General features: G+C 70.8%; 17 protein-coding genes and 1 riboswitch. Of the genes, 8 read left to right on the top strand and 9 right to left on the bottom strand.

The annotated features are described in order from the left end of the window. Nucleotides 1–51 precede the first annotated feature (51 nt). Nucleotides 52–2487, bottom strand: coding sequence for a DNA helicase PcrA (gene pcrA / locus ACFYWI_RS04250; RefSeq protein ID WP_389224930.1), 2436 nt, complete (start codon nt 2485–2487; stop codon nt 52–54). A 356-nt stretch (nt 2488–2843) separates the two neighbouring features. After that, nucleotides 2844–3005: riboswitch (cyclic di-AMP (ydaO/yuaA leader) on the top strand. Between the two features lie 2 nt (nt 3006–3007). Here pcrA and ACFYWI_RS04245 point away from each other — a divergent pair. From ACFYWI_RS04245 to ACFYWI_RS04235, 3 genes are all read left to right on the top strand, one after another. Next, nucleotides 3008–4183 carry an NlpC/P60 family protein gene (locus ACFYWI_RS04245; protein WP_389224928.1) on the top strand — a complete coding sequence of 392 codons (1176 nt, stop codon included), beginning with the start codon at nt 3008–3010 and terminating at the stop codon, nt 4181–4183. Nucleotides 4184–4744: 561 nt separating this feature from the next. Next, a complete protein-coding gene (locus ACFYWI_RS04240) occupies nt 4745–5722 on the top strand; it encodes a GlxA family transcriptional regulator (protein ID WP_389224926.1) in 978 nt (325 codons plus the stop codon). 105 nt (nt 5723–5827) lie between these two features. After that, a complete protein-coding gene (locus tag ACFYWI_RS04235; RefSeq protein ID WP_389224924.1) occupies nt 5828–6586 on the top strand; it encodes an MBL fold metallo-hydrolase in 759 nt (252 codons plus the stop codon). A 249-nt stretch (nt 6587–6835) separates the two neighbouring features. On the opposite strand, the gene ACFYWI_RS04230 is transcribed toward ACFYWI_RS04235, so the two are convergent. Beyond that, nucleotides 6836–7189, bottom strand: a complete 354-nt coding sequence (locus ACFYWI_RS04230) for a hypothetical protein (RefSeq protein WP_389224922.1) — start codon at nt 7187–7189, stop codon at nt 6836–6838. 334 nt (nt 7190–7523) lie between these two features. On the opposite strand from ACFYWI_RS04230, the gene ACFYWI_RS04225 reads away from it, so the two are divergent. Next, nucleotides 7524–8573 (top strand): NlpC/P60 family protein, encoded by a 1050-nt coding sequence (locus ACFYWI_RS04225; protein ID WP_389225227.1) that lies wholly within the window; start codon nt 7524–7526, stop codon nt 8571–8573. Nucleotides 8574–8611: 38 nt separating this feature from the next. Here the strand turns inward: ACFYWI_RS04225 and ACFYWI_RS04220 are convergent, their stop codons facing one another. Then, entirely contained in the window at nt 8612–9313 is a 702-nt protein-coding gene (locus ACFYWI_RS04220) for a LuxR C-terminal-related transcriptional regulator (protein WP_389224920.1), read from the bottom strand. Continuing rightward, nucleotides 9310–10611, bottom strand: a complete 1302-nt coding sequence (locus ACFYWI_RS04215) for a PspC domain-containing protein (RefSeq protein ID WP_389224918.1) — start codon at nt 10609–10611, stop codon at nt 9310–9312. The genes ACFYWI_RS04220 and ACFYWI_RS04215 overlap by 4 nt, the downstream gene beginning before the upstream one ends. Nucleotides 10612–10763: 152 nt before the next feature. Between ACFYWI_RS04215 and ACFYWI_RS04210 the strand changes: the two genes are divergently transcribed. Next, nucleotides 10764–12095, top strand: coding sequence for a PspC domain-containing protein (locus tag ACFYWI_RS04210; RefSeq protein WP_389224916.1), 1332 nt, complete (start codon nt 10764–10766; stop codon nt 12093–12095). 222 nt (nt 12096–12317) lie between these two features. Here the strand turns inward: ACFYWI_RS04210 and ACFYWI_RS04205 are convergent, their stop codons facing one another. The 3 genes from ACFYWI_RS04205 to ACFYWI_RS04195 all read right to left on the bottom strand — a co-directional run bounded on the left by ACFYWI_RS04205 (nt 12318) and on the right by ACFYWI_RS04195 (nt 15208). Beyond that, a complete protein-coding gene (locus tag ACFYWI_RS04205; protein WP_389224915.1) occupies nt 12318–12836 on the bottom strand; it encodes a DoxX family protein in 519 nt (172 codons plus the stop codon). A gap of 136 nt (nt 12837–12972) precedes the next feature. Next, a complete protein-coding gene (locus tag ACFYWI_RS04200) occupies nt 12973–14217 on the bottom strand; it encodes a hypothetical protein (protein ID WP_389225225.1) in 1245 nt (414 codons plus the stop codon). Between the two features lie 196 nt (nt 14218–14413). Continuing rightward, nucleotides 14414–15208, bottom strand: a complete 795-nt coding sequence (locus ACFYWI_RS04195; protein WP_389224914.1) for a class II aldolase/adducin family protein — start codon at nt 15206–15208, stop codon at nt 14414–14416. Nucleotides 15209–15287: 79 nt separating this feature from the next. Here ACFYWI_RS04195 and ACFYWI_RS04190 point away from each other — a divergent pair, with 79 nt between their 5' ends. Next, complete coding sequence (locus tag ACFYWI_RS04190) at nt 15288–15725, top strand: cupin domain-containing protein (RefSeq protein ID WP_389224912.1); 438 nt, start codon at nt 15288–15290, stop codon at nt 15723–15725. A 63-nt stretch (nt 15726–15788) separates the two neighbouring features. On the opposite strand, the gene guaA is transcribed toward ACFYWI_RS04190, so the two are convergent. Beyond that, nucleotides 15789–17384 carry a glutamine-hydrolyzing GMP synthase gene (gene guaA / locus ACFYWI_RS04185; RefSeq protein WP_389224910.1) on the bottom strand — a complete coding sequence of 532 codons (1596 nt, stop codon included), beginning with the start codon at nt 17382–17384 and terminating at the stop codon, nt 15789–15791. A 311-nt stretch (nt 17385–17695) separates the two neighbouring features. On the opposite strand from guaA, the gene ACFYWI_RS04180 reads away from it, so the two are divergent. Both ACFYWI_RS04180 and ACFYWI_RS04175 read left to right on the top strand, forming a co-directional pair. After that, nucleotides 17696–18043: a chorismate mutase gene (locus tag ACFYWI_RS04180; RefSeq protein ID WP_389224908.1), complete on the top strand. Its 348-nt coding sequence runs from the start codon at nt 17696–17698 to the stop codon at nt 18041–18043. A gap of 714 nt (nt 18044–18757) precedes the next feature. After that, a complete protein-coding gene (locus ACFYWI_RS04175) occupies nt 18758–19792 on the top strand; it encodes an LAETG motif-containing sortase-dependent surface protein (RefSeq protein ID WP_389224906.1) in 1035 nt (344 codons plus the stop codon). Between the two features lie 95 nt (nt 19793–19887). Here the strand turns inward: ACFYWI_RS04175 and ACFYWI_RS04170 are convergent, their stop codons facing one another. Then, the gene (locus tag ACFYWI_RS04170) at nt 19888–21729 is read right to left on the bottom strand and encodes a GMC oxidoreductase (protein WP_389224903.1); all 1842 of its coding nucleotides are present in this window, start codon (nt 21727–21729) and stop codon (nt 19888–19890) included. Nucleotides 21730–21752: the final 23 nt, after the last annotated feature.

The raw sequence follows: 21752 nt of genomic DNA, 5'->3' as shown, positions 1-21752 counted from the left end.
GACACGACCGTCCGACCACCGGGGGCCGCCCCGGCGGCCGGCCCCGCTCCCTCAGAGTTTCTGCACCGGCGCGTAGCGCAGCAGCAGTCGCTTCGGCTTGGTGTCCCCGAAGTCGATCGTCGCCTGCGCGTCGGCGCCCGACCCCGTCACCGCCACCACGGTCCCCAGACCGAACTGGTCGTGCGTGACCCGGTCGCCCACCACCAGCGAGATCACCGGCTTGTCGGTCGTACGTCGCGTGGCGAACCCCGAGGCGCCCCCGCGCGAGCGCGTGGACGACAGCGACGAGGCGATACCCGACGTCGGACCGGCGGGCGCGGCCATCGGACCCGTACGCTTCCAGTCCAGGTGCGCTCCGGGGATCTCCTCGAGGAAGCGCGAAGGCGGGTTGTACGAGGGCTGCCCCCAGGCGCTGCGCATCGACGAGCGCGTCAGGTACAGGCGCTCGCGGGCGCGCGTGATGCCGACGTACGCCAGTCTGCGCTCCTCCTCCAGCTCCTTGGCCTGGCCCAGCGCCCGCATGTGCGGGAAGACGCCGTCCTCCATACCGGTCAGGAACACGACGGGGAACTCGAGCCCCTTGGCGGTGTGCAGCGTCATCAGCGTGATGACGCCCGAGCCCTCCTCGTCCTCGTCCGGGATCTGGTCGGAGTCGGCGACGAGCGCCACCTTCTCGAGGAACTCGGCGAGCGTGCCCGAGCCTTCCTCCTGCCCCCGCTCCTGCTCGAACTCGAGCGCCACGGCGGCCAGTTCCTGGAGGTTCTCGATACGGGTCTCGTCCTGCGGGTCGGTGGATGCCTGCAGCTCGGCGAGATAGCCCGTGCGCTCCAGGACGGCCTCGAGGACGGTGGCGGGTCCGGCACCGGACTCGACGACCGTACGCAGCTCCTCCATCAGCACGTTGAACCGCTTGACGGCGTTGGCCGAACGGGCCGCCATGCCGTATGCCTCGTCCACGCGCCGCAGCGCCTGCGGGAAGGTGATCTTCTCGCGGAGCGCGAGGGCGTCGACCATCGCCTCGGCGCGCTCGCCGATGCCCCGCTTGGGCACGTTGAGGATGCGGCGCAGCGGCACGTTGTCCTCGGGGTTGGCCAGGACACGCAGATACGCGAGCACGTCCCGGACCTCCTTGCGCTCGTAGAAGCGCACTCCTCCGACGACCTTGTACGGCAGGCCGACGCGGATGAAGATCTCTTCGAAGACTCGGGACTGGGCGTTGGTCCGGTAGAAGACGGCGACGTCGCCCGCCTTGGCGTCGCCGGCGTCGGTGAGCCGGTCGATCTCGTCGGCGACGAACTGGGCCTCGTCGTGCTCGGTGTCCGCGACATAGCCGGTGATCTGGGCCCCTGCTCCGGCGTTCGTCCACAGGTTCTTGGGGCGGCGGCTCTCGTTGCGCTCGATGACGGCATTGGCCGCGGAGAGGATCGTCTGGGTGGAGCGGTAGTTCTGCTCCAGCAGGATCGTGGTCGCGTCCGGGTAGTCCTCCTCGAACTGGAGGATGTTGCGGATGGTCGCGCCCCGGAAGGCGTAGATCGACTGGTCGGCGTCGCCGACGACGCACAGCTCGGCCGGCGCCAGGTCCTCGTACCCGCTGCCCACCAGTTCGCGTACGAGCGTGTACTGAGCGTGGTTGGTGTCCTGGTACTCGTCCACCAGGACGTGGCGGAACCGTCGCCGGTAGTGCTCGGCGACATCCGGGAACGCCTGCAGCAGGTGGACGGTGGTCATGATGATGTCGTCGAAGTCCAGGGCATTGGCCTCGCGCAGCCGTGCCTGGTACATCCGGTACGCCTCGGCGAGCGTCTTCTCGAAACCGTCGGCAGCCCGGTCCGCGAAGGTCTCCTCGTCGATCAGCTCGTTCTTCAGGTTCGAGATCTTGGCGCTGAAGGACTTCGGCGGGAACTTCTTCGGGTCCAGGTCGAGGTCACGGCAGACCAGGGCCATGAGCCGCTTGGAGTCCGCCGCGTCGTAGATCGAGAACGACGAGGTGAAGCCCAGCTTCTTGGACTCGCGGCGCAGGATGCGGACGCACGCGCTGTGGAACGTCATGACCCACATGGCGTTGGCGCGCGGGCCGACGAGCTGCTCGACGCGCTCCTTCATCTCGCCGGCGGCCTTGTTGGTGAAGGTGATCGCCAGTATCTGGCCGGGGTGGACGCTGCGCGTCCCCAGCAGATGCGCGATCCGGTGGGTCAGCACCCGGGTCTTGCCGGAGCCGGCTCCGGCGACGATCAGCAGCGGGGAGCCCGTGTGCACGACGGCGGCACCCTGTTGTTCGTTCAGCCCCTCCAGCAGGGCGGACGGGTCCAGGACGGGGCGCGGGGCGCCGTCGCGGTAGTACCCGTCCCGGGCCGGGGGCACGTCGAAGGCACCCTCGAAGAGGTCGTCCGGAACCGGCTCCGGGGCCGCGTCCTCGGGGGGCGGCGGGTGCTCCTCCGCCTGGGGCTGGAGGTCTGCCAGGAAGCTGTCGTCAAAGAGGCTGCTCATCGCTCTACGAGTCTAGGCGGCCGCACCGACAGACGTGGCCGCCATCCGGATCCGGCCGGTATCCGCTGCCGGGCGCGGTACGCGACCGGGCGTACGGACGGGGCGGCCGGGGGGTGACGTACCCACGCTCACGCCCGGGGGAGGCCTGCACACGGGCCCGGGCACCACGCCCCGGCGGAATGTGGAGGATCCGGCGAGGGTCGTGCCGCTTACCCGGGCCGCGCGCCACCCACCCCCCGGGCAAGGTCACGAAAATGTATCGGACATTTCGAACATCAACCTTCCCAGCAACCGCACGAGTTGGCTAGCGTGCTCCCCCAGGCGGCCCGTACCCCCCTGGCGACCCACGTCACATCGGGCAACCTGCGCCGAATTCGGGCTTTTCGCAAGGAAGTTCGGAACCGGGGACCCAACACGCACAACTGGGGTGAATCGGGCCACGTTCCACCGGCCCGTAGGGCGTCTTCCGTTGCGCCCGAACCCGGCAGCTAACCCGGTAGGCGGTCCACGGAAGAAGGAGATGTCGGCCTTGGCGTCGCATCGCAAACCCCGCAGCCGTACTGCGAAAACCTCACCCGCCGTCGGGTTCACGACGGCCGCCCTCGCCGGTGTCACTCTCCTGTCCACGCAGAGCGCCAACGCCACGCCCGCCGAGCCGAAGCCCTCCATCGAGGAGGTGCAGAAGAAGGTCGACGACCTGTACCGGCAGGCCGGCACCGCGACCCAGACCTACAACAAGGCGAAAGAGGCCACGGACGACAAGCGCCGCGAGGTCGGCCGGCTGCTCGACGACGCGGCCGAGCGCACGGACAAGCTGAACGAGTCCCGTCGCGCCCTCGGCAACTACGCGGCCGCGCAGTACCGCACGGGCGCGGTCACCCCGACCGCCGCGCTGCTGTTCGCGGACAGCCCCCAGGCGTACTTCGACCAGACCCAGCTGATGGACCGTATGACGGACCAGCAGCGCGAGACGATCGACGCGTACGAGACCGAGCGGGCAGCGGCCGCCGAGCAGCGGGTGGAGGCGACGAAGAGCCTCGCGTCGCTCACCGAGTCCCAGCAGGCGCTGCGCGCGAGCAAGAAGACCGTCCAGTCGAAGCTCGCCGAGGCGCGCGAGCTGCTGTCGACGCTGACCGCGCAGGAGAAGGCTCGGCTCGCGGAGATCGAGCGCCAGAAGGAAGAGGAGGCGCGCCGCAAGGCCGAGGCGCAGGCCAAGGCGGAGGCCAAGGCCCGCGCCGAGGCGGAGGCCGAGCGGCAGGAGCAGGAGCAGCAGAACGACACGGGCACGGGTGCGGGGGCCGGGACGGGTACCGGCACGGGCACGGGCACGGCCGACGGCAGCTACGCGGCCAAGGCCGACAAGGTCCTGGCCTTCGCCCGCGCCCAGATCGGCAAGCCGTACGTCTGGGGCGCGACCGGCCCCAGCTCCTACGACTGCTCGGGCCTGACCCAGGCGGCCTGGAAGGCGGCCGGTGTCCAGCTGCCGCGCACCACCTGGGACCAGGTGAAGGTCGGCGAGCGCGTCGCGACGGGCGACCTGCTCCCCGGAGACCTGGTCTTCTTCTACGACGACATCAGCCACGTCGGCATCTACATCGGCGACGGCAAGATGATCCACGCGCCCAAGCCGGGTGCGAACGTCCGCGAGGAGTCCATCTTCTACATGCCGATCTACGGCAGCGTCCGCCCCGCCTGACGGGTCACGGAACGTGTAGGGCCGCTTCAGATCTGTCGGATTCTCATCGATCTGTCGTCAACCTGTCGTCTGCGACAGATCGATGAGAATCGCCCCGTCGAACCACACCGCCCGACAACGCACGGCAATGCCCTGCTCCGGTCCCTGGACGCCGATCACATCCAAGCGCTGATGCGCTCCGCACCCGGCCCCGACCAGATCACGCCCATGCCGGACTCAGCCAGCTCGGCCAAGGCCGCAGCTCGCCTCACCACCCGGCAGAACCCCGGACCGCTCAAGCCTTTCGGCGTCAGCATGACCCGCCGAGCGAATCCGAATCACTGGGCCCTGCTGCCGATCTCGAATTGTTTTCCTCACTGCTCCTCTTCGCCTCAGCTGGTTGACGTTGCAACGAAGTGGCGGGTTGCCTCGCCCCCGGCGGTCGAGCGGGCCTGGAGGGCACGGGCGTTCTTGGCGTCGGTGCTCGATGGGCTCGTCCCACCGCCTGGCTGCCGCCCAATGACCGGATCTGACAGAAAGTCGTCATTGCAGCCATCGAGCCCGTGGCGGAATGATCAGCGCATGCTCCAACCGCACAGAGTCGTCATCGCGGCCTTCCCCGGCGTCGAACTGCTCGACGTCACGGGTCCGGCCGAGGTGTTCTCGGTCGCCACACGGGTCGCCGACGCCGGTGAGCCCGGATACGTCGTGCGGATCGCGACGGCCGACGGCGGACCGGTGGTCACCTCCAGTGGCGTCCGGCTGATGGCCGACCTGACGCTGCAAGAGGTGGACGGCTACGTGGACACGCTGCTGGTGTCGGGCGCGGTCACCGTGGGCCAGGAGGGTGTGGAGCCGGTGCTCGACAGCGGGATCATCGACTGGCTGCGTGAAGCGGCGCCCCGAACCCACCGGATGGGCTCGATCTGCGCGGGCGCGCACCTGCTGGCCGCGGCGGGCCTGCTGGACGGCGTGTCCGCCACGACGCACTGGCTCACGGCCGCGCGGTTGGCCGCCGATCACCCGCGGGTCGCCGTCGATCCGGACCCGATCTTCATCCGGGCCGGCCGTGTGTGGACCTGCGCCGGTATCACATCGGGGATGGACATGGCGCTGGCGATGGTCGCCGAGGACCACGGCCAGGATCTCGCCCTGACCACCGCCCGGATGATGGTCATGTACGTCAAACGCTCCGGCGGCCAGAGCCAGTTCAGTGTCCCGCTCGCCGTCCCGACCGCCACCGGCGACCGCATCGACGACCTGCGCGTGTGGCTCGGCGAGCATCTCACCGACGACCTCTCCGCCGAAGCCCTTGCCGCACGACTGCATCTGAGCGTGCGCCACTTTTCACGACTGTTCCGCCAGCGCACCGCCACCACACCGGCCGCCTACGTCGAGTCCGCCCGGCTGGAGGCCGCCCGCCGATTGCTCCAGGAGAGCGACCGCAGCCTGCCGGAGATCGCCGCCATCAGCGGCCTCGGCTCCGTGGAGACCCTGCACCGTTCCTTCCAGCGTCGCCTGGGGACCACCCCCGCTGAATACCGGCGCCGCTTCCGCTAGGCCCTACGCATCCACCGACCGCCCACCGCCGCGCACACCACCGCCCGGCGGAACGCAGCCACGCCCGCACGAACGGCACACCACGACACCACCAGGGAGAAAACTGTGTCCCCAACCAAGGTCGTCCCCATCCCGGTCATGGGTCGGCACAGCATCAACGCCTACCTGCTGCTGGGCCGACGGCCCGTCATCGTCGACGCCGGGACGCCCGGAAGCGGGCAAAGGATCTACGAGCAGGTCGTCGCGCACGGCGTGGACCCCACCGACATCTCGCTGATCGTCATCACCCACGGCCACATCGACCACTTCGGCTCCGCCGCCGAACTGCACCGCCTGACCGGGGCACCGGTGGCAGGCCACATCGCGGACCTCGGACCTTTCCGCACCGGCCGGGTCCGCGAACCATACCTGCCCACCGGCCCGATGGGCCGCCTCATGGCCAGGAACAAGAATCTGCACGTCCAGGCCGAACCGCTCGAACCCGACGTACTTGTCCGCGGTGAGACGGCCCTGGAGGATTTCGGGATCGCAGCGCGCATCATGCCCACCCCCGGACACACCGCCGGGTCGATCTCCGTGCTTACCGACCAAGGAGACCTCGTCGCCGGCGACCTGGTCGCCAACTCCTTCATGGGCCTCATCCCGGGCCGCCCGGCCAACCCTCCCTTCCACGACGACCCATTGCACAACCTCGCCAGCCTGCGGAAGATGCTCGCCCTCAACCCCACCAGACTCCACGTCGGACACGGCACCGCGCTGGAACCCGAGCGGGTCCGACGGTGGGCCGCCCGGGAACACCACCGTCTGTCCCGGCTCAAAGCAGCCGGGCGAATCGCTACCCGTACGGACAACCACACAGCCTGACCGGCAGCCGCAGCACCGGCGCCCCCTGCCGTCGCCCGCACACGGCCTACCCCATGGCCCTCCCCAGGCCGGCTGACTTGGGCGGTCGGCATTGTGGTTGGCCGGATCGACTGAGCAGGTTTGTCCCCACCCCGAGCACGGGGTGGGGAACAACTTCAACGAGTCCCATCAGGCCCTCGCCGTCACACTGAGCCGCTACGAACGCCCAGCTCACAAGCGCCCGGGCGCTGCTGTCCGTTCATGATGTCCTCACGTCCAGAGCGTCGCGATGAAGATGTTCGCCACCGTCAGACCGCCCACCGCGCCGAACAGCGCCTTGTCGGCCTTCTCCTCGTCACGCTTGACGTAGACCAGGGCCAGGATCACCACCAGGACCGCGAGCTTGATGCCGATCTTGAGGTTGTTCACCGGCTGGTCGTCGGCCTGGTTGAGGCCTACCAGCACGATGCCCGTGACCAGCATCGTCAGCGCGCCGTGCAGCATCGCCGGGATAAAACGTGCGGTACCGGCACCTATCGCCTTCATCTGGGTGAGGAATCCGCCGAGGAGCGAGGCGATGCCGATGATGTGCAGGGCGACGAAGACATTGATGAGTACGTCCATGGGCGGAGCCTAACCGCGGCCATACCACCGCCTCCCGGTCGGGTGAGCCTCATCAGGGGCATCGGTCAGTGCAGTGCGGCAAATGGGGACCCGGGCGGGGGCCCGTACACACAAAGCGGTCCGGGCTGTCCACCTTCGGACACTTTCGGTCCTTGTACCTCCCGCCCGTGACCGCCAGGTTTAGCGTCCTGCCTCAGGTGGCCGAACTCCCCCGCCGCCGTCCGGCAGTCGGACGGCCTCGGCCGCCACCGCCGAGAGATCCGGCGGCGGGCCGCTTCCCCTGTGCGGCGCGCCGCCGGACCCGCAGGGATGACGGAAGGACGTGGACGCCCTCGTGGCAGCGCACCGCAGACCCAGGCAGCATCCGTTCGGCGGCCCGGCCGCCCGTACGGCCGCCACACTCGCGCTCGCCGGCGCCGCGACCGCCACGGGGTTCGAGGGGGCCGCGCAGGCGGAGCCGCAGCTCACACCCGCCCAGATCAAGGCCCGCATCGACAAGCTGTACCAGGAGGCGGAGGCCGCCACGGAGAAGTACAACGGGGCCAAGGAACGGTCCGCGGGCGCCCGCACGTCGCTGGACGCCCTGCGCGACGAGGCGGCCCGCAGGACCGAGCGGCTCAACACCTCCCGCAACGCCCTCGGTTCCATCGCGACCGCCCAGTACCGCGCGGGCAGCCTCGACCCCGGGCTGCAGCTGGCGCTCTCCTCCGACCCGGGCGAGTACCTGGAACGGGCCGCACTCGCCGAGCGGGTCGGCGAGCGGCAGGCGGTCGCGATCGCCGGGGTGCGGCAGCAGCAGGTGGAGATCGCCCGGCTCCGGGCGCAGGCGGGCGAGCGGATGTCCGCACTCGAGGCCGACCAGCGCGAGCTGGCCGAACGCAAGTCGACCGTCCGGGACAAGCTCGCGGCCGCCGAGCGCCTGCTGACCGAGCTCACCGCCGAGCAGCGCGTTGCCTACGAATCCGGTGCGCCGGCCGACACCGGCTCCCGTGCCGATCGCTCGGCGGCGCCGCGCGGCCCCCTCCAGGCTCCCAACAGCCGGGCGGCGCAGGCCATCGCGTATGCCTACACCGCCCTCGGCAAGCCGTACGTGTGGGGCGCAACCGGCCCCAACTCCTTCGACTGCTCCGGCCTCATGCAGGCCGCCTGGCGCTCGGCCGGAGTGTCACTCCCCCGGACCACGTACACCCAGATCAACGCCGGACAGCGTGTCTCGCGCCCCGAACTCGCCCCCGGTGACCTGGTGTTCTTCTACTCCGGGGTCTCGCATGTCGGTCTCTACATCGGCAACGGCCGCATGATCCACGCCCCGCGTCCCGGCGCTCCGGTCCGGGTCGCGCCGATCGACCAGATGCCGTTCGCGGGCGCGACCCGGGTCTCCTAGGGCGCCTTCGGAACGTGCCGGAAGACGGCGCGGGCGGCTCACACCAGCCGTCGGGCCGTCGCCCATCGCGTCAGCTCGTGCCGGTTCGACAGCTGAAGCTTGCGCAGTACCGCGGAGACATGCGACTCGACCGTCTTGACCGAGATGAACAGCTGCTTCGCGATCTCCTTGTACGCATAGCCCCGCGCGATCAGCCGCAGCACCTCCCGCTCCCTCTGGGTGAGCCGGTCCAGGTCCTCGTCCACCGGTGGCGCGTCCGTCGAGGCGAACGCGTCGAGCACGAAGCCCGCGAGCCGCGGCGAGAAGACGGCGTCGCCGTCCTGTACCCGGAAGATCGAGTCGACCAGGTCGGTGCCCGTGATGGTCTTGGTGACATAGCCGCGGGCCCCGCCCCTGATCACCCCGATGACATCCTCGGCGGCGTCCGAGACGGACAGCGCTAGGAAGCGCACCGGGTGCTCCGCAGGCGCCATCAGCGGGGCGCAGCGGCGGAGCACCTCCACCCCGCCGCCGCCCGGCAGATGGACGTCCAGCAGGACGACCTCGGGACGGGTCGCGGTGATCACGGTGACCGCCTGGTCCACGTCGGCGGCCTCGCCGACGACCTCGACGCCTGTGCGCTCGGTCCGGCCGATCTCGGCCTGCACCCCCGTGCGGAACATCCTGTGGTCGTCGACGAGCACGACCCGTACGCGGCGCTCCACGCTCTCGCCGCCTCCCGCTTCAGCAGCCTCGGTCATCCGTCCGCCCTCTCCATCTCGAGCTCCACTTCCGTGCCCCCGCCCGGCACGGAACGAAGCCGCGCCGTCCCGCCGTTGCGCTGCATCCGGCCGATGATCGATTCTCTGACGCCCATACGGTCCTCGGGCACCGCATCCGGGTCGAATCCCGGCCCCCTGTCCCGCACCGACACGAACACCGTACGGCCCTCGACCTCCGCATAGACCTGTACCGCCCCTCCCTCGCCACCGTACTTGGCGGCGTTGACCATCGCCTCGCGTGCGGCCTGCATCTGTGCGCCGAGTTTGTCGTCGAGCGGGCAGTCCCCGACGACCACGACCTCCAGCGGCACCCCGTGCTTGTCCTCGACCTCGGCGGCGGCCTTCTTGACCGCCTCGGCGAGGGTGGCGGGCTCCTCGTCCTCGTCCTTGCCGGTGCCCTCCGGCTTGTAGAGCCAGTTGCGCAGCTCGCGTTCCTGGGCACGGGCCAGGCGGCGCACCTCGCCCCCGTCGTCCGCGTTCCGCTGGATCAGGGTGAGCGTGTGCAGTACGGAGTCGTGGACATGGGCCGCGACCTCGGCGCGCTCCTGGGCCCGGATGCGCATCGTCCGCTCTTCCGAGAGGTCCTGCGTCATCCGCACCAGCCAGGGGCCGGCGAGCAGGGCGACACCGGCGACGACGGCGATGGCGGCGGTCAGTACGTTGCCCAGCTGGGCCGCCGAGCCGCGCACCACCATGAACACCGTCAGGCCCATACCGACCAGGGCGACACCCGCCAGCCCGCGGACCAGCTGCAGCAGCCGCCGGCGGCGGCCGCCCGTCGACAGGGTGGCCCAGCGGGCCCGGCGCGCGTTGTCCGCCTGGCGCCACACCAGGACCACACCGGCCCCGATCAGCAGAGTCGGCCACACATACCGGTTGGCGCTGCCTCCCGTGTCCACGTTGCCCGCGAAGACCGCGGCGCCGATCAGCAGCGCCACCAGGGCGAACAACTGCCCCTTGTCGGGCTTGCGCAGCCTGCGGCGGCCGTCGGGCATGGTCTCGAAGACCGAGCGCGGCTCGGCGGCGCGGCCGCCGACGCCGAGCGGCACGACGATCCAGAAGACCGCGTACAGCAGCGCGCCGAGGCCGTCGGCCATGAACAGACCGAGGAATATCAGGCGCACCCAGACGACGGGCAGGCCCAGATGGCCGGCGAGGCCGCGGGCGACGCCGCCGAGCATCCGGCCGTCGGCACTGCGGTACAGCTTGCGCAGCGGCTGCTCCTCCGGCGCGGGGGCGCGGGAGGGGCCGGCGGGGCGGGGCGTGGCGACGGGCATGCACCGATCGTCACACGCACGGACAGGCCGCGGTATCAGGGTCGTCCCTTAAACCGCCCCGGAGAGCGCCCCTGACTCCCGGGGGCGATATCAGGGATCGTCCAGGGTCGGCTCCGGTGCCGTCGCGCCGATCGGCCCGTCACCATGGACGTATGACTGAGCCGACCACTCCGCCCGGGGAGCCGTACGCCGGCGGGCAGCCACCGACGCCGGCCGCCGCGGCGCCGACCGACGTGCCGCAGCTGCGCCGGGCGCCCGGCCACAAGGTCGTCGCCGGCGTCTGCGGCGGGCTCGGCCGGTACTGCGACGTGGACCCGGTGATATTCCGGATCGTCGTCGGTGTGCTCTCGGTGACCGGCGGCATCGGCCTGATCTTCTACGGCTTCGCCTGGCTGCTGATCCCGTTCGAGGACGAGGAGGAGAACGAGTTCCGCCGGCTGCTGTCCGGCCGGGTCGACGGCGCCTCGCTGACGGCGGTGCTGCTCGCTCTGATCGGCTGCGGGCTCTTCCTGTCGATGATGGGCAGCGAGGGGACGCTGGCCTTCGCCGCACTGCTCTCGCTGGCAGTGCTCGGCGCCGCCGTCTGGTCGAGGCGCCGGACGCTCACCACGCCGGACGGCGCACCGCTGGACCCGGCGTCGGCGCACGCGGTCGCCGAGGCCCCGCCCGAGACCAAGGCGCCGCCCGCGCCCGACAGCCCGTCGTGGTGGCGGGACCCGATCGTCAAGGACGGCACGACCGGCCTGGTACCGACCGGGTATCTGTGGGGACCCGAGGGAGCGGCGGCCGAGGCCACGCTCATGCGCTCGCGCCGTGACGAGGCCGCCGCGTACGCCGTCGCGCGGCCACGCGGACCGCGGGGCATCGGGGGCACGGTCTTCCTGCTCGCGCTGCTCGCGGGAGGGCTCGGCACCGGGCTGAGCTGGGACAGCCGGCCGCTGGGCACCAGCCTGCAGATCGGGCTGGTGTGCGCGCTGGCCGTGTTCGGGCTCGGGCTGCTGGTCAGCTCCCTGCTCGGGCACACGGGCTTCGGCACGGTCCTGCTGACGCTGATCACGGCGGGGCTGCTGGCGGGGGCCGCGGCCATACCCAAGGACATCAGCACGCGGTGGGGGGCACGGGACTGGAGACCGGCGTCGGCCGCTGCCGTCCAGCCGCGCTACGAACTGGGCACGGGTCAGGGGACACTCGACCTGTCCACCCTCACCGTGCCCAAGGGGGAGACGCTGGCGACGCAGGCACAGGTCGGGGTCGGGCAGCTGCGGGTCGTCGTGCCGAAGGATGCCGCGGTGACGGTGCGCGCCGAGGTGGGTCTCGGTGACATCCGCCTGCCCGCGGACGCCGCGGACGACATCGACGTCACTCCCGGGCAGGACCGGCGGACCACGCTTCCCGCCCCCGCGGGCGCCAAGGCGTCCGGCACGCTGGAGCTGGAGCTGGAAGTGGGCATCGGACAGGTGGAGGTGACCCGTGCCGCGTCATGAGGTCCCGCAGTCGCCGCGCGCATCGCACGGGGCCCGGCACGAGCCGCGGCATCGGCTGCGGCACGAGTTCCGCCCGGGCAGACTGCTGGCAGGGCTGTGCGTACTGGTCACGGCCCTGCTGTACGGCGGGGATGCGGCAGGCGCCTGGCACACCCCTTGGTATGTGGCGTTCCCGGTCGTCTTCGGCGGGCTGTTCGTGGCCGGCCTGGTGGCCTGGGCGCACTACGGGATACGGCGCCGCCGGGCAGCGATCAGCGCGTCGAGGGACAGCAGCGGCGCTCCGGCCAGCACCAGCGGCAGCCAGGCCATCAGATAGGCGAGGTCGTTGCCGTAGTAGTACGGCTCGGTCTGCCAGCTCACGGTCAGCCACAGGCTCAGCGAGATCAGCGCGCCGCCGAGTGCGGCGAGCCGGGCCAGCAGGCCGACGAGGGTGCCGATGCCGACGGCGAGCTCGCCGAAGGCGATGGCGTAGCCGAAGCCCTCGGGGCTCTTGAGCGCCAGGTCGACCAGGGCCGGGACGGCGGAGGTGTCGCGCACGCTGCTCATCAGCTCACCGATGGAGCCGGAGCCGGTGGCGGACATGAACTGGCTGTCGGTGAGCTTGTCGATGCCGGCGTAGATGAAGGTCACGCCGAGGAAGATGCGCAGCGGCAGCAGGGCGAACCGGCCCGCCCGCGCTCTGAGGCCATCGCGCCTGTCCGGGGGATCGTAGGTCTCTGTCGTCCGATACGTGTGTGTCATCGCTGGTCCCGCCTTCGGTTCAGCCGTCAACTGACCATACGTACGACGAAGCGGGCCCGCTCACCAGGCACGCGGCACACACTGGTACACGGGAGTGGACAAAGGACCGGCCGGGATCGACCGCGGCCGCCGCGGTTCAGTCGGTCACGTCGATGGGGCAGCGGTTGCTCTCGACCCCCGCGGCCGTCACCACCTGGACATCCAGCCGTCCGGGCTCGACTTCCACCGGGATCGGCACGGTGAGGACGGTGTCCGTCGGGTTGGCGAACCCGCCGGGTACGGGGATCAGCGGGACATGCACATGCACGGATCCGATCCGTACCACCATCCGGGCCAGCCGGTCGGGCGTACTCGCGCCCGGCGGGACGAAGCCGATGCCGCGGATCTCGATGTCGTCGCCGGTGCGCAGCGGACCGTCCAGGTCGCCGGCCTCGCGTGCCCGGACCACCGAGAGCACGACGGGTCTGCCGCCCTCCGCGTACTTCCCGGCGAAGTAGGTCGCGGCCGAGACCGCCACCAGCAGCGTGAGCCCCCACGGCAGCTCGGGCAGCTGCTCGGGCCGGCGGGCCAGCCGTATCAGGGCGAACACCACGGCGACCGTGCTGACCAGCAGATACTGTGCGTCGGCGAAGTTGCCGCGCCCGGCGTCGTCGCACAGCAGATCCGCCGCACGAGGACGGTCGGCGGGCAGCTTCTGCAGCCGCTGCCGGTGGACGCGCCGGGCGACGACGCGGCGCACCACGACAGCGATCGCGCATACCAGCGCCAGGGCGCACAGCAGGCCCGCGCCGTGGGAGAGACCGAGGCCGTCCGCCAGTCGCTCGCGTGCGGCGGGCGAGGACGCTGCGGCCTGCTGGAGGGCGAGGAAGAGGACCGCGTAGCCGGCGAGCAGCACCCAGCCGGCGGCCACGGCGCGCGAGGTGGACAGGCGGTTGTCCTCGCCGATCAGGGGCGCGAGCAGTCCGCCGCGTGCCCGGTGCAACCAGGCCGCGCCGGTCAGCAGGGCGCCGACAACGAGCGCGGCGAGCAGACCCGCCGTACGGGTGCCGGTCCAGCCGGCGCCCATCGCGGTCACCAACTGGCCCAGCGCGAGGGCCGCGAAGGCCGCCCAGACCACGATCAGAGAACCCTGCCGGACCCCACGCAGCCAGGCCGCGCCCGCCGCACGGCGATGACCGGCGACCGTACGGGCCGACTCGGTCAGTTCGTCCGACACCCATTGGCGCGAGGCGCCGGGCGAGTGGGCGACTCCTGCGGGCAGTCCCTGCCCCGCGGCCAGTTCGTCACGCCGGGCGGTGAACTCGGCCACCGCACGCCGGTGCCCCTCGCGCGCCTTGTGCGTGCATGTGTCGCACTGTCCGGCTTCCTGCACCGCCACGATCCGAACGCCACCTTCCCGCTCCGCCGACGCGCCCCGTGAACTGCCGCGTGATGTCAGGGAATTGTGCCGTACGCAAGCCGCCGCCACCCCGATGGCCGAGGCCTGGACGGGTGAATTGCAACCCATTTGATTGACGCCGACGGATTCACGTCGGCGCATCGATGCCACCGCCCCCGCGTTGCGCGGCCGGCCAACCTTACTGCGGCAGATCGGGTTCCGCTCGGCTGATCTGCCGCCACAGGGGCTGATAGTTGATCCATGCGGCGAGATCCGTGCCCAGCTGCCCGCGGGTGGCCATCGCGTCCCGTGGTCCGATGAGCACCGGCTTGCCCGCCGCCCGTGCCGTGAGCTGGACCTGCGCGCAGCGTTCCATGGAGATGAACCACCAGGCGGCCGCGTCGACCGAGTCGCCCACGGTCAGCAGGCCGTGGCCCCGCAGGATGACGGCCTTGCACGCACCGAGGGCCCCCGCGATCCGGCGGCCCTCGTCCTCGTCGACGGCCACCCCGGTGTACGAGTCGACCAGCACATGGTCCTCGTAGAACGCGCACGCCTCCTGCGTGATCGGCTCGATCAGTTCACCGAGCGCGGCCAGCGCCCGCCCGTGCACCGAGTGGGTGTGCGCGACGGCGACGACATCGGGCCTGGCCCGGTGGACCTGGGCATGCACACCGAAAGCGGCCTGATTGACGTGATGGCGCCCGGCGACGACCCGTCCCCGCTCATTGACGAGGACCAGATCGCCCGCGCCGACCTGGGCGAACGGCACACCGAAGGGGTTCACCCAGTAGCAGTCGGCGTACTCGGGATCCCGCGCGCTGATGTGCCCGGAGACCCCCTCCTCGTACCCGAACCGCCCGAACAGCCGAAGCGCTCCGGCCAGCCGCTCCTTGCGGTACGCACGCTCGTCGGCCACGGACTCGTGCACGGGCGGCATCGCGAAACGCAACCGCTCCACGGGTATCGGCTCCGGCGCCTGGGGGTCCGTCATGGCGCGGAAGGTACCTCCGGGGACGGCAACTGGCCATACACGTCACGCGGCTGGGCCCGCCCGCCGCCAGAATGTGCACATGACCGCACCGATATCCCCCCTCGTCTCCCTCCTCGGCCTCGAACGGCACATCGAGGGCGGCTGGTTCCGGGAGACCTGGCGCACGGCGGGCTCGACCACCCCGCCCGGCTACCCCGGTCCGCGCGCGTACGCCACCGGCATCCACTTCCTGCTGCACCCCGGCGAGAGCTCGCGCTGGCACCGGGTCCGCTCGGACGAGCTGTGGCTCTGGCACCGCGGCAGCCCGCTCCACCTGCACCTGGGTGGTACGGGTGAGGAGCCGGCGGCCGCCACCACGCTGGCGCTGGGCCCGTCGGTGGAGTCCGGCGAGCAGCCCCAGCTCCTGGTCCCGGCGGGCACCTGGCAGTCCGCGGACCCGGCGGGCGACGAGCCGGTCCTGGTGACCTGCGTCGTCGCGCCGGGCTTCCACTACGACGACTTCACGCTGGAACCCTGAATACGGCGACGCCGCCGCCCACATCGGTGGGCAGCGGCGTCGACCGGGGACCCGCGGGGAGGGTCACTCCCACTCGATGGTGCCCGGCGGCTTCGACGTCACGTCGAGGACCACGCGGTTGACGTCCGCGACCTCGTTGGTGATCCGGGTCGAGATCTTCGCCAGCACGTCGTACGGCATCCGCGTCCAGTCCGCCGTCATCGCGTCCTCGGACGAGACCGGGCGCAGCACGATCGGGTGGCCGTAGGTGCGGCCGTCGCCCTGGACGCCGACGCTGCGGACATCCGCGAGCAGCACGACCGGGCACTGCCAGATGTCACGGTCCAGACCCGCCGCCGTGAGCTCCTCACGGGCGATCGCGTCCGCCTCGCGCAGCAGGTCCAGGCGCTCCTTGGTGACCTCGCCGACGATCCGGATACCGAGGCCGGGGCCCGGGAACGGCTGGCGCTGGACGATCTCGTCCGGCAGGCCGAGCTCCTGGCCGACCATGCGTACCTCGTCCTTGAACAGCTTGCGCAGCGGCTCGACGAGCTCGAACTCGAGGTCCTCGGGCAGGCCGCCCACGTTGTGGTGCGACTTGATGTTGGCGGTGCCGGTGCCGCCGCCGGACTCGACGACGTCCGGGTAGAGCGTGCCCTGCACCAGGAACGCGACGTCCTCGCCGTGCTCGGCCTCGGCGATGATCTCGGCCTGCGCCTGCTCGAAGACCCGGATGAACTCACGGCCGATGATCTTGCGCTTCTCCTCGGGGTCGGAGACCCCTGCCAGGGCGGAGAGGAAGCGCTCCTGCGCGTCGACGACCTTGAGCTGCACGCCCGTGGCCGCCACGAAGTCCTTCTCGACCTGCTCGGTCTCACCCTGGCGCATCAGTCCGTGGTCGACGTACACGCAGGTCAGCTGGGAACCGATCGCCTTCTGGACGAGCGCCGCGGCAACCGCCGAGTCCACGCCGCCGGACAGACCGCAGATGGCGCGCTTGGTGCCGACCTGCTGGCGGATGGCCGCGACCTGCTCCTCGATGACGTTGCCGGTGGTCCAGTTCGGCTCGATGCCGGCGCCCCGGTAGAGGAAGTGCTCCAGCACCTGCTGGCCGTACGTGGAGTGCATCACCTCGGGGTGGTGCTGCACGCCGTACAGCTTCTTCTCGTCGTTCTCGAAGGCGGCGACCGGCACCACGTTCGTGGAAGCGGTGACGGTGAAGCCCTCGGGGGCGGCGGAACAGGCGTCACCGTGCGACATCCACACCGACTGCTCGGCCGGGGTGCCCTCGAAGAGCGTCGAGCCGGGCTTGGAGACATGCAGCGGCGTACGGCCGTACTCGCGGGCACCCGTGTTGTCGACGGTGCCGCCGAGCGTGGTCGCCATCAGCTGGAAGCCGTAGCACATACCGAAGACGGGGACCCCGGCCTCGAAGATCGCGCGGTCCAGGCGCGGGGCGCCCTCCGCGTACACGGACGAGGGGCCGCCGGAGAGGATGATCGCCTTCGGGTTCTTGGCCAGCATCTCGGCCACCGGCATGGTGGACGGGACGATCTCGCTGTAGACCCGGGCCTCACGGACACGGCGGGCGATGAGCTGGGCATACTGCGCGCCGAAGTCGACAACGAGGACTACGTCCGGGTTGGATGCGGGCGCGGCAGCGGGGGACGCTGAGGACACTACGGCGGCCTTCCGGCATTGGGAGGGGGTCTGTATCCGTCGATTCTACCGGCGCGCGCGGGCCGGTTTTCGTCTCACCATCCGAACCGGACTTTGGCCCCGGCCGGGCAGCAGGTCCATACTGTCCGCATGCACGCGCAGCTGACCTTCGTCTTTACCTATGGCACCGGCCCGTCCGGCTGCCATGGTCGTGCTGCTTGAGCAACTGACAAGCGACTTCCCAGGCGCCCCGGGCCGACAAGGCCCGGGGCGCTTCGGCTTTTCCGGGCCATGCCGCTCCGGGGCCCCGGCCGAACGAGGAGCCCCACGAGATGACCGCCAGCACCGTCACCCAAACCGCCGCCGGCACCGCGACCGGCACCGCCGCCGAGCAGGAGAAGGCCGCCGCCGAGAGGACCGGCGCCCGCACCGACGAGGCCGCGAACGTGATCACCGGCGCCCGTGAGCGCATCGACGCGCTCGACGACCGGATCATCGGCCTGATCCAGGAGCGGATGGCCGTCTCCGCCGTGATTCAGGAGGCCCGGATCTCCTCCGGCGGCCGCCGGGTGAACCTGGCGCGCGAGATGGAGGTCCTCGGCCACTACAGGGACGCGCTCGGCAGGCCGGGCACGTCGCTGGCGATGACGATGCTGGAGCTGTGCCGGGGCCGTATCTGAGGGCGCACGCGCGTATCGGGTCGGCTCTCACCCGTACGGCGCGTGACCGCACCGGCCGCACTTCGTTGGGCCCGATGTCCGTGCCAGCCAGGGGCGGGCCCCGAAGGAAACCACGCGTGGCTCCGCTGGAGCGTGTGACGTACTGCAGGTACGTCGTGGGACCTCGCCCCAGCGCGCGTGACCGGTCGGCAGGGGACAGCAGCCGGTCACCCCAAGGGCGGTCGGCTCCCGGGGACGCCCGGGGCCGACCGCACCCGGTCGGAACGGGTGCAGGCCGCCACCCGCACAGAGCGCGCGAAGGCAAACAAGTCTCCCTCCGCCACCACATTGCGACCACCGCACCACAGGTCGAACGCCCGGATCCCCTCCCCCGTACCCCGGGCCGACGACCGCTCCCCCGCGGCGCATCCCCCCGGCGCCGCGCGCCTCGGCACCGGCGCTGCCCTGATGCCGGCGCCGACCACGAAGGGCCCCGCGGAGCGCACTCCGCGGGGCCCTGTTCGGCGGCCGCAACGAAGGCAGCCCAGGCACGTCCCTCCGCCATGTGACGGGAGCCACATAAACTTTCTGTCAGTCCGGGGACAACCATTCACACGGGTCACAGGTCATCCATGCGTAACAACGGCCTCACCCGTGTACGTGCACCTCGGACCCGGAAGGCCCATCCAGACTCCGTGCCGCGTTCCGCGGTACCCAGACTTCGTTGAGGTCTTCATGAAGCTTCGCCGCGCCATGGCCATCGCCGCCGCCACGGCTGTCATAGCCCCCGCCACCTTCCTGGCGGCACCGGCTGCGTACGCGGACGACCCCGCCCCGTCCGCGAGCGCGAGCGAGACCGCTCCGGCCCCGACGGCGAGCGCGAGCGAGACCGCTCCGGCCCCGACGGCGAGCGCGAGCGAGACCGCTCCGGCCCCGTCCGCGAGCGCGAGCGAGACCGCTCCGGCCCCGTCCGCGAGCGCGAGCGAGACCGCTCCGGCCCCGACGCCGTCCACCAGTACGCCCGGTGAGGACGAGGAGGACCCCAACGAGGAGTTCCTCTACTGCGAGGAGCTGGACGAGGACTTCGAGGAGAAGGCGCTCGGCGTCAAGATCTCCGGTCTGCCCGGCAAGATTGTCGCCGGCAGCGGCTGGGAGAGCTTCAATCTCACCATCAGCAACAACTCGAAGGCCGACCTCAAGGGCGTCGCTTTCTGGGCCGAGGTCGAGAACTACGAGTACGAGGACGAGGACAAGTTCCTCAGCAAGTACATCGACCTGGAGTTCCGCATCCCGGGCACCAACGAGTGGGAGCGGATCGGCGACGACGAGTACGCCGGTGACTACTTCTGGGGCGTCGAGACCATGAAGTCCCAGGACTTCGTGAAGATCGACCTTCGCGTCAACATCGACAAGAACGCCCCTGCCGGCGACAGCTACTCCTTCGGCACCGGTGGCTACCTGGGTGACGTGGACGGCCAGGAGTGCATCGCCGAGAGCGCCGGCAAGCAGGTGGACTTCACCATCCTGGCGCCGGGCAGCTCGAACGAGAACCCGGGCGAGGCGAAGCCGGGCGAGGGCAAGCCGGGCGACAAGGGCCCCGACACCAAGCCGCAGGGTGACGTCAAGGAGCTCCCGGTCACCGGCAACCTCGCCGAGACCGGTTCGGACTCCCAGCTCCCGGTCATCGGTGCCATCGGCGGCATCGCCATCGTCGCCGGTGCCGGTGCCGTCTTCGCCATGAAGCGCCGCAAGGGCAACGTCACCGCGTAACACCGCACCACACGTAGAACCCGGCTCTTGAGCCACACAGAGGCCGCTGCACTCGGAGGGGGGTGCAGCGGCCGACGTGTGTCCTGGGACCAGGGCTACTTCTTCGGCGGAACCGTGGGCATGCCCAGGAACGGCAGCTTCAGCGCGCCGAACGCGTCCGCCGGGACCGCCGGGGACTTCGGGGTCACCGGGGACAGACGCGTGTACGCGTCGCCCTGGGCCGGGCGCTCGTCATCCTCGCCCTTGTTCGGCCACAGGGACATCGCCCGCTCCGCCTGGGCCGTGATCGTCAGGGACGGGTTCACGCCCAGGTTCGCCGAGACCGCCGAGCCGTCCACGACCGAGATGCCCGGGTGGCCGTACAGCCGGTGGTACGGGTCGATGACGCCGTCCGCCTCCGTCGCGCCGATCGGGCAGCCGCCCAGGAAGTGGGCGGTGAGCGGGGTGCCCATCAGTTCGCCGATGTTGGACCCGGCGAATCCGTTGATCTCCTCGGCGAGCAGCGAGGCCGCGCGGGTGGCCGCCGGGATCTGCTTGGGGTTCGGGGCACCGTGGCCCTGGCGGGCGGTGAGCAGCCCCTTCCCGAGGCCCTTGGGCTTGCGGTACGTCGTCAGCGAGTTGTCGAGCGACTGCATGACAAGGCCGATGATGGTCCGCTCCGACCAGCGGCGGTTGGACAGGGCGCGGAGGGCGAGCAAGGGGTGGCGGACCATGTTCCCGGCCCAGCCGGCGACCCGGCCCTTGGCGCGGTAGGGCACCTGCAGGACGGTCATGCCACCCATCGCGTTGGAGCCCCTGCCGTAACGGACCGGCTCGATATGGGTGTTGGCGTCCGGGTGGATGGAGGACGTGATCGCGACGCCGCGCGTGAAGTCGACCCTCTCCTCGCCGTGGCGCTTGCGGTAACGGCGGTTGCCGGTCTGTGCGCCGACGATCGCCTCGGAATTGGTACGGGTCAGCTCACCGAGCCGTCCGGAGATCCGCGGCAGCAGTCCGCCGTCCTTCATCCGGTGCAGCAGGGTCTGGGTGCCGTACGTGCCGGCGGCGATGACGACGCGGCGCGCGGTGAACGTACGCCCCTTCCCCTTGCGCTTGTTGTCACTGGGGAGGGTCTTGACGGCGAAGCCGCCCTGCGCGTCCTCCGTGACGGCGACGACCGATGTCATCGGGTGGATGACCGCACCCGCCTTCTCGGCGAGGTAGAGGTAGTTCTCGTTGAGGGTGTTCTTCGCGCCGTGGCGACAGCCCGTCATGCATTCGCCGCACTCGGTGCAGGCCTTGCGCGAGGGACCCGCTCCGCCGAAGTAGGGGTCGGCGGTCTCCTCGCCCGGCCTGGCCTTCGCGCTGCCGACCCCATCCCCGCCGACCGCATCCCTTCCGTCTCCGAAGAAGACGCCGACCGGTGCCATGTGGAAGGTGTCGCCCACGCCCATCGCCTCGGCTGTCGCCTTCAGATGGACGTCCGAGGGCGTCATGGTCGGGTTGAGCCGCACCCCGAGCATGCGTGTGGCCTGGTCGTAGTACGGCTTCAGCTCGTCGTGCCAGTCCGTGATGTCCTTCCACTGCGGGTCGTTGAAGAACGGCGACGGCGGCACGTAGAGGGTGTTGGCGTAGTTGAGCGAGCCGCCTCCGACGCCGGCGCCGGCCAGGACCATGACATTGCCGAGCAGATGGATGCGCTGGATGCCGAAGAGGCCGAGGGCAGGGGCCCAAAGGTAGTTGCGCAGGTCCCAGGAGTTTTTGGGCAGCGTCTCGCGGGTGAAGCGGCGGCCGGCCTCCAGGACGCCGACCCGGTAGCCCTTCTCGGTCAGCCGGAGTGCCGAGACCGAGCCGCCGAAGCCCGAACCGACCACGATGACGTCGTAGTCGTACGCGGCGTCGGCGCCGGCATCGATGCCGTTCTCGTCCTGTTTCTGGGCAGGGGGGACCTCGGACATGGCTCTCCTCGTCAAAAAGCGTG

The sequence above is a fragment of the Streptomyces sp. NPDC002889 genome (assembly GCF_042888425.1).
Taxonomy (GTDB): Bacteria; Actinomycetota; Actinomycetes; order Streptomycetales; family Streptomycetaceae; genus Streptomyces.
Note: the sequence above shows the minus strand (reverse complement) of the source record. Positions and strands in the feature narration are given on the sequence as shown.

What these genes read in the sequence shown, in the direction of transcription:
- ACFYWI_RS04215 (WP_389224918.1), bottom strand. Translation starts at nt 10,611, where the DNA reads ATGCCCGTCGCCACGCCCCGCCCCGCCGGCCCCTCCCGCGCCCCCGCG.
- ACFYWI_RS04245 (WP_389224928.1), top strand. Translation starts at nt 3,008, where the DNA reads ATGTCGGCCTTGGCGTCGCATCGCAAACCCCGCAGCCGTACTGCGAAA.
- ACFYWI_RS04190 (WP_389224912.1), top strand. Translation starts at nt 15,288, where the DNA reads ATGACCGCACCGATATCCCCCCTCGTCTCCCTCCTCGGCCTCGAACGG.
- ACFYWI_RS04175 (WP_389224906.1), top strand. Translation starts at nt 18,758, where the DNA reads ATGAAGCTTCGCCGCGCCATGGCCATCGCCGCCGCCACGGCTGTCATA.
- ACFYWI_RS04240 (WP_389224926.1), top strand. Translation starts at nt 4,745, where the DNA reads ATGCTCCAACCGCACAGAGTCGTCATCGCGGCCTTCCCCGGCGTCGAA.
- ACFYWI_RS04205 (WP_389224915.1), bottom strand. Translation starts at nt 12,836, where the DNA reads ATGACACACACGTATCGGACGACAGAGACCTACGATCCCCCGGACAGG.
- pcrA (WP_389224930.1), bottom strand. Translation starts at nt 2,487, where the DNA reads ATGAGCAGCCTCTTTGACGACAGCTTCCTGGCAGACCTCCAGCCCCAG.
- ACFYWI_RS04220 (WP_389224920.1), bottom strand. Translation starts at nt 9,313, where the DNA reads ATGACCGAGGCTGCTGAAGCGGGAGGCGGCGAGAGCGTGGAGCGCCGC.
- ACFYWI_RS04180 (WP_389224908.1), top strand. Translation starts at nt 17,696, where the DNA reads ATGACCGCCAGCACCGTCACCCAAACCGCCGCCGGCACCGCGACCGGC.
- ACFYWI_RS04195 (WP_389224914.1), bottom strand. Translation starts at nt 15,208, where the DNA reads ATGACGGACCCCCAGGCGCCGGAGCCGATACCCGTGGAGCGGTTGCGT.
- ACFYWI_RS04230 (WP_389224922.1), bottom strand. Translation starts at nt 7,189, where the DNA reads ATGGACGTACTCATCAATGTCTTCGTCGCCCTGCACATCATCGGCATC.
- ACFYWI_RS04170 (WP_389224903.1), bottom strand. Translation starts at nt 21,729, where the DNA reads ATGTCCGAGGTCCCCCCTGCCCAGAAACAGGACGAGAACGGCATCGAT.
- ACFYWI_RS04210 (WP_389224916.1), top strand. Translation starts at nt 10,764, where the DNA reads ATGACTGAGCCGACCACTCCGCCCGGGGAGCCGTACGCCGGCGGGCAG.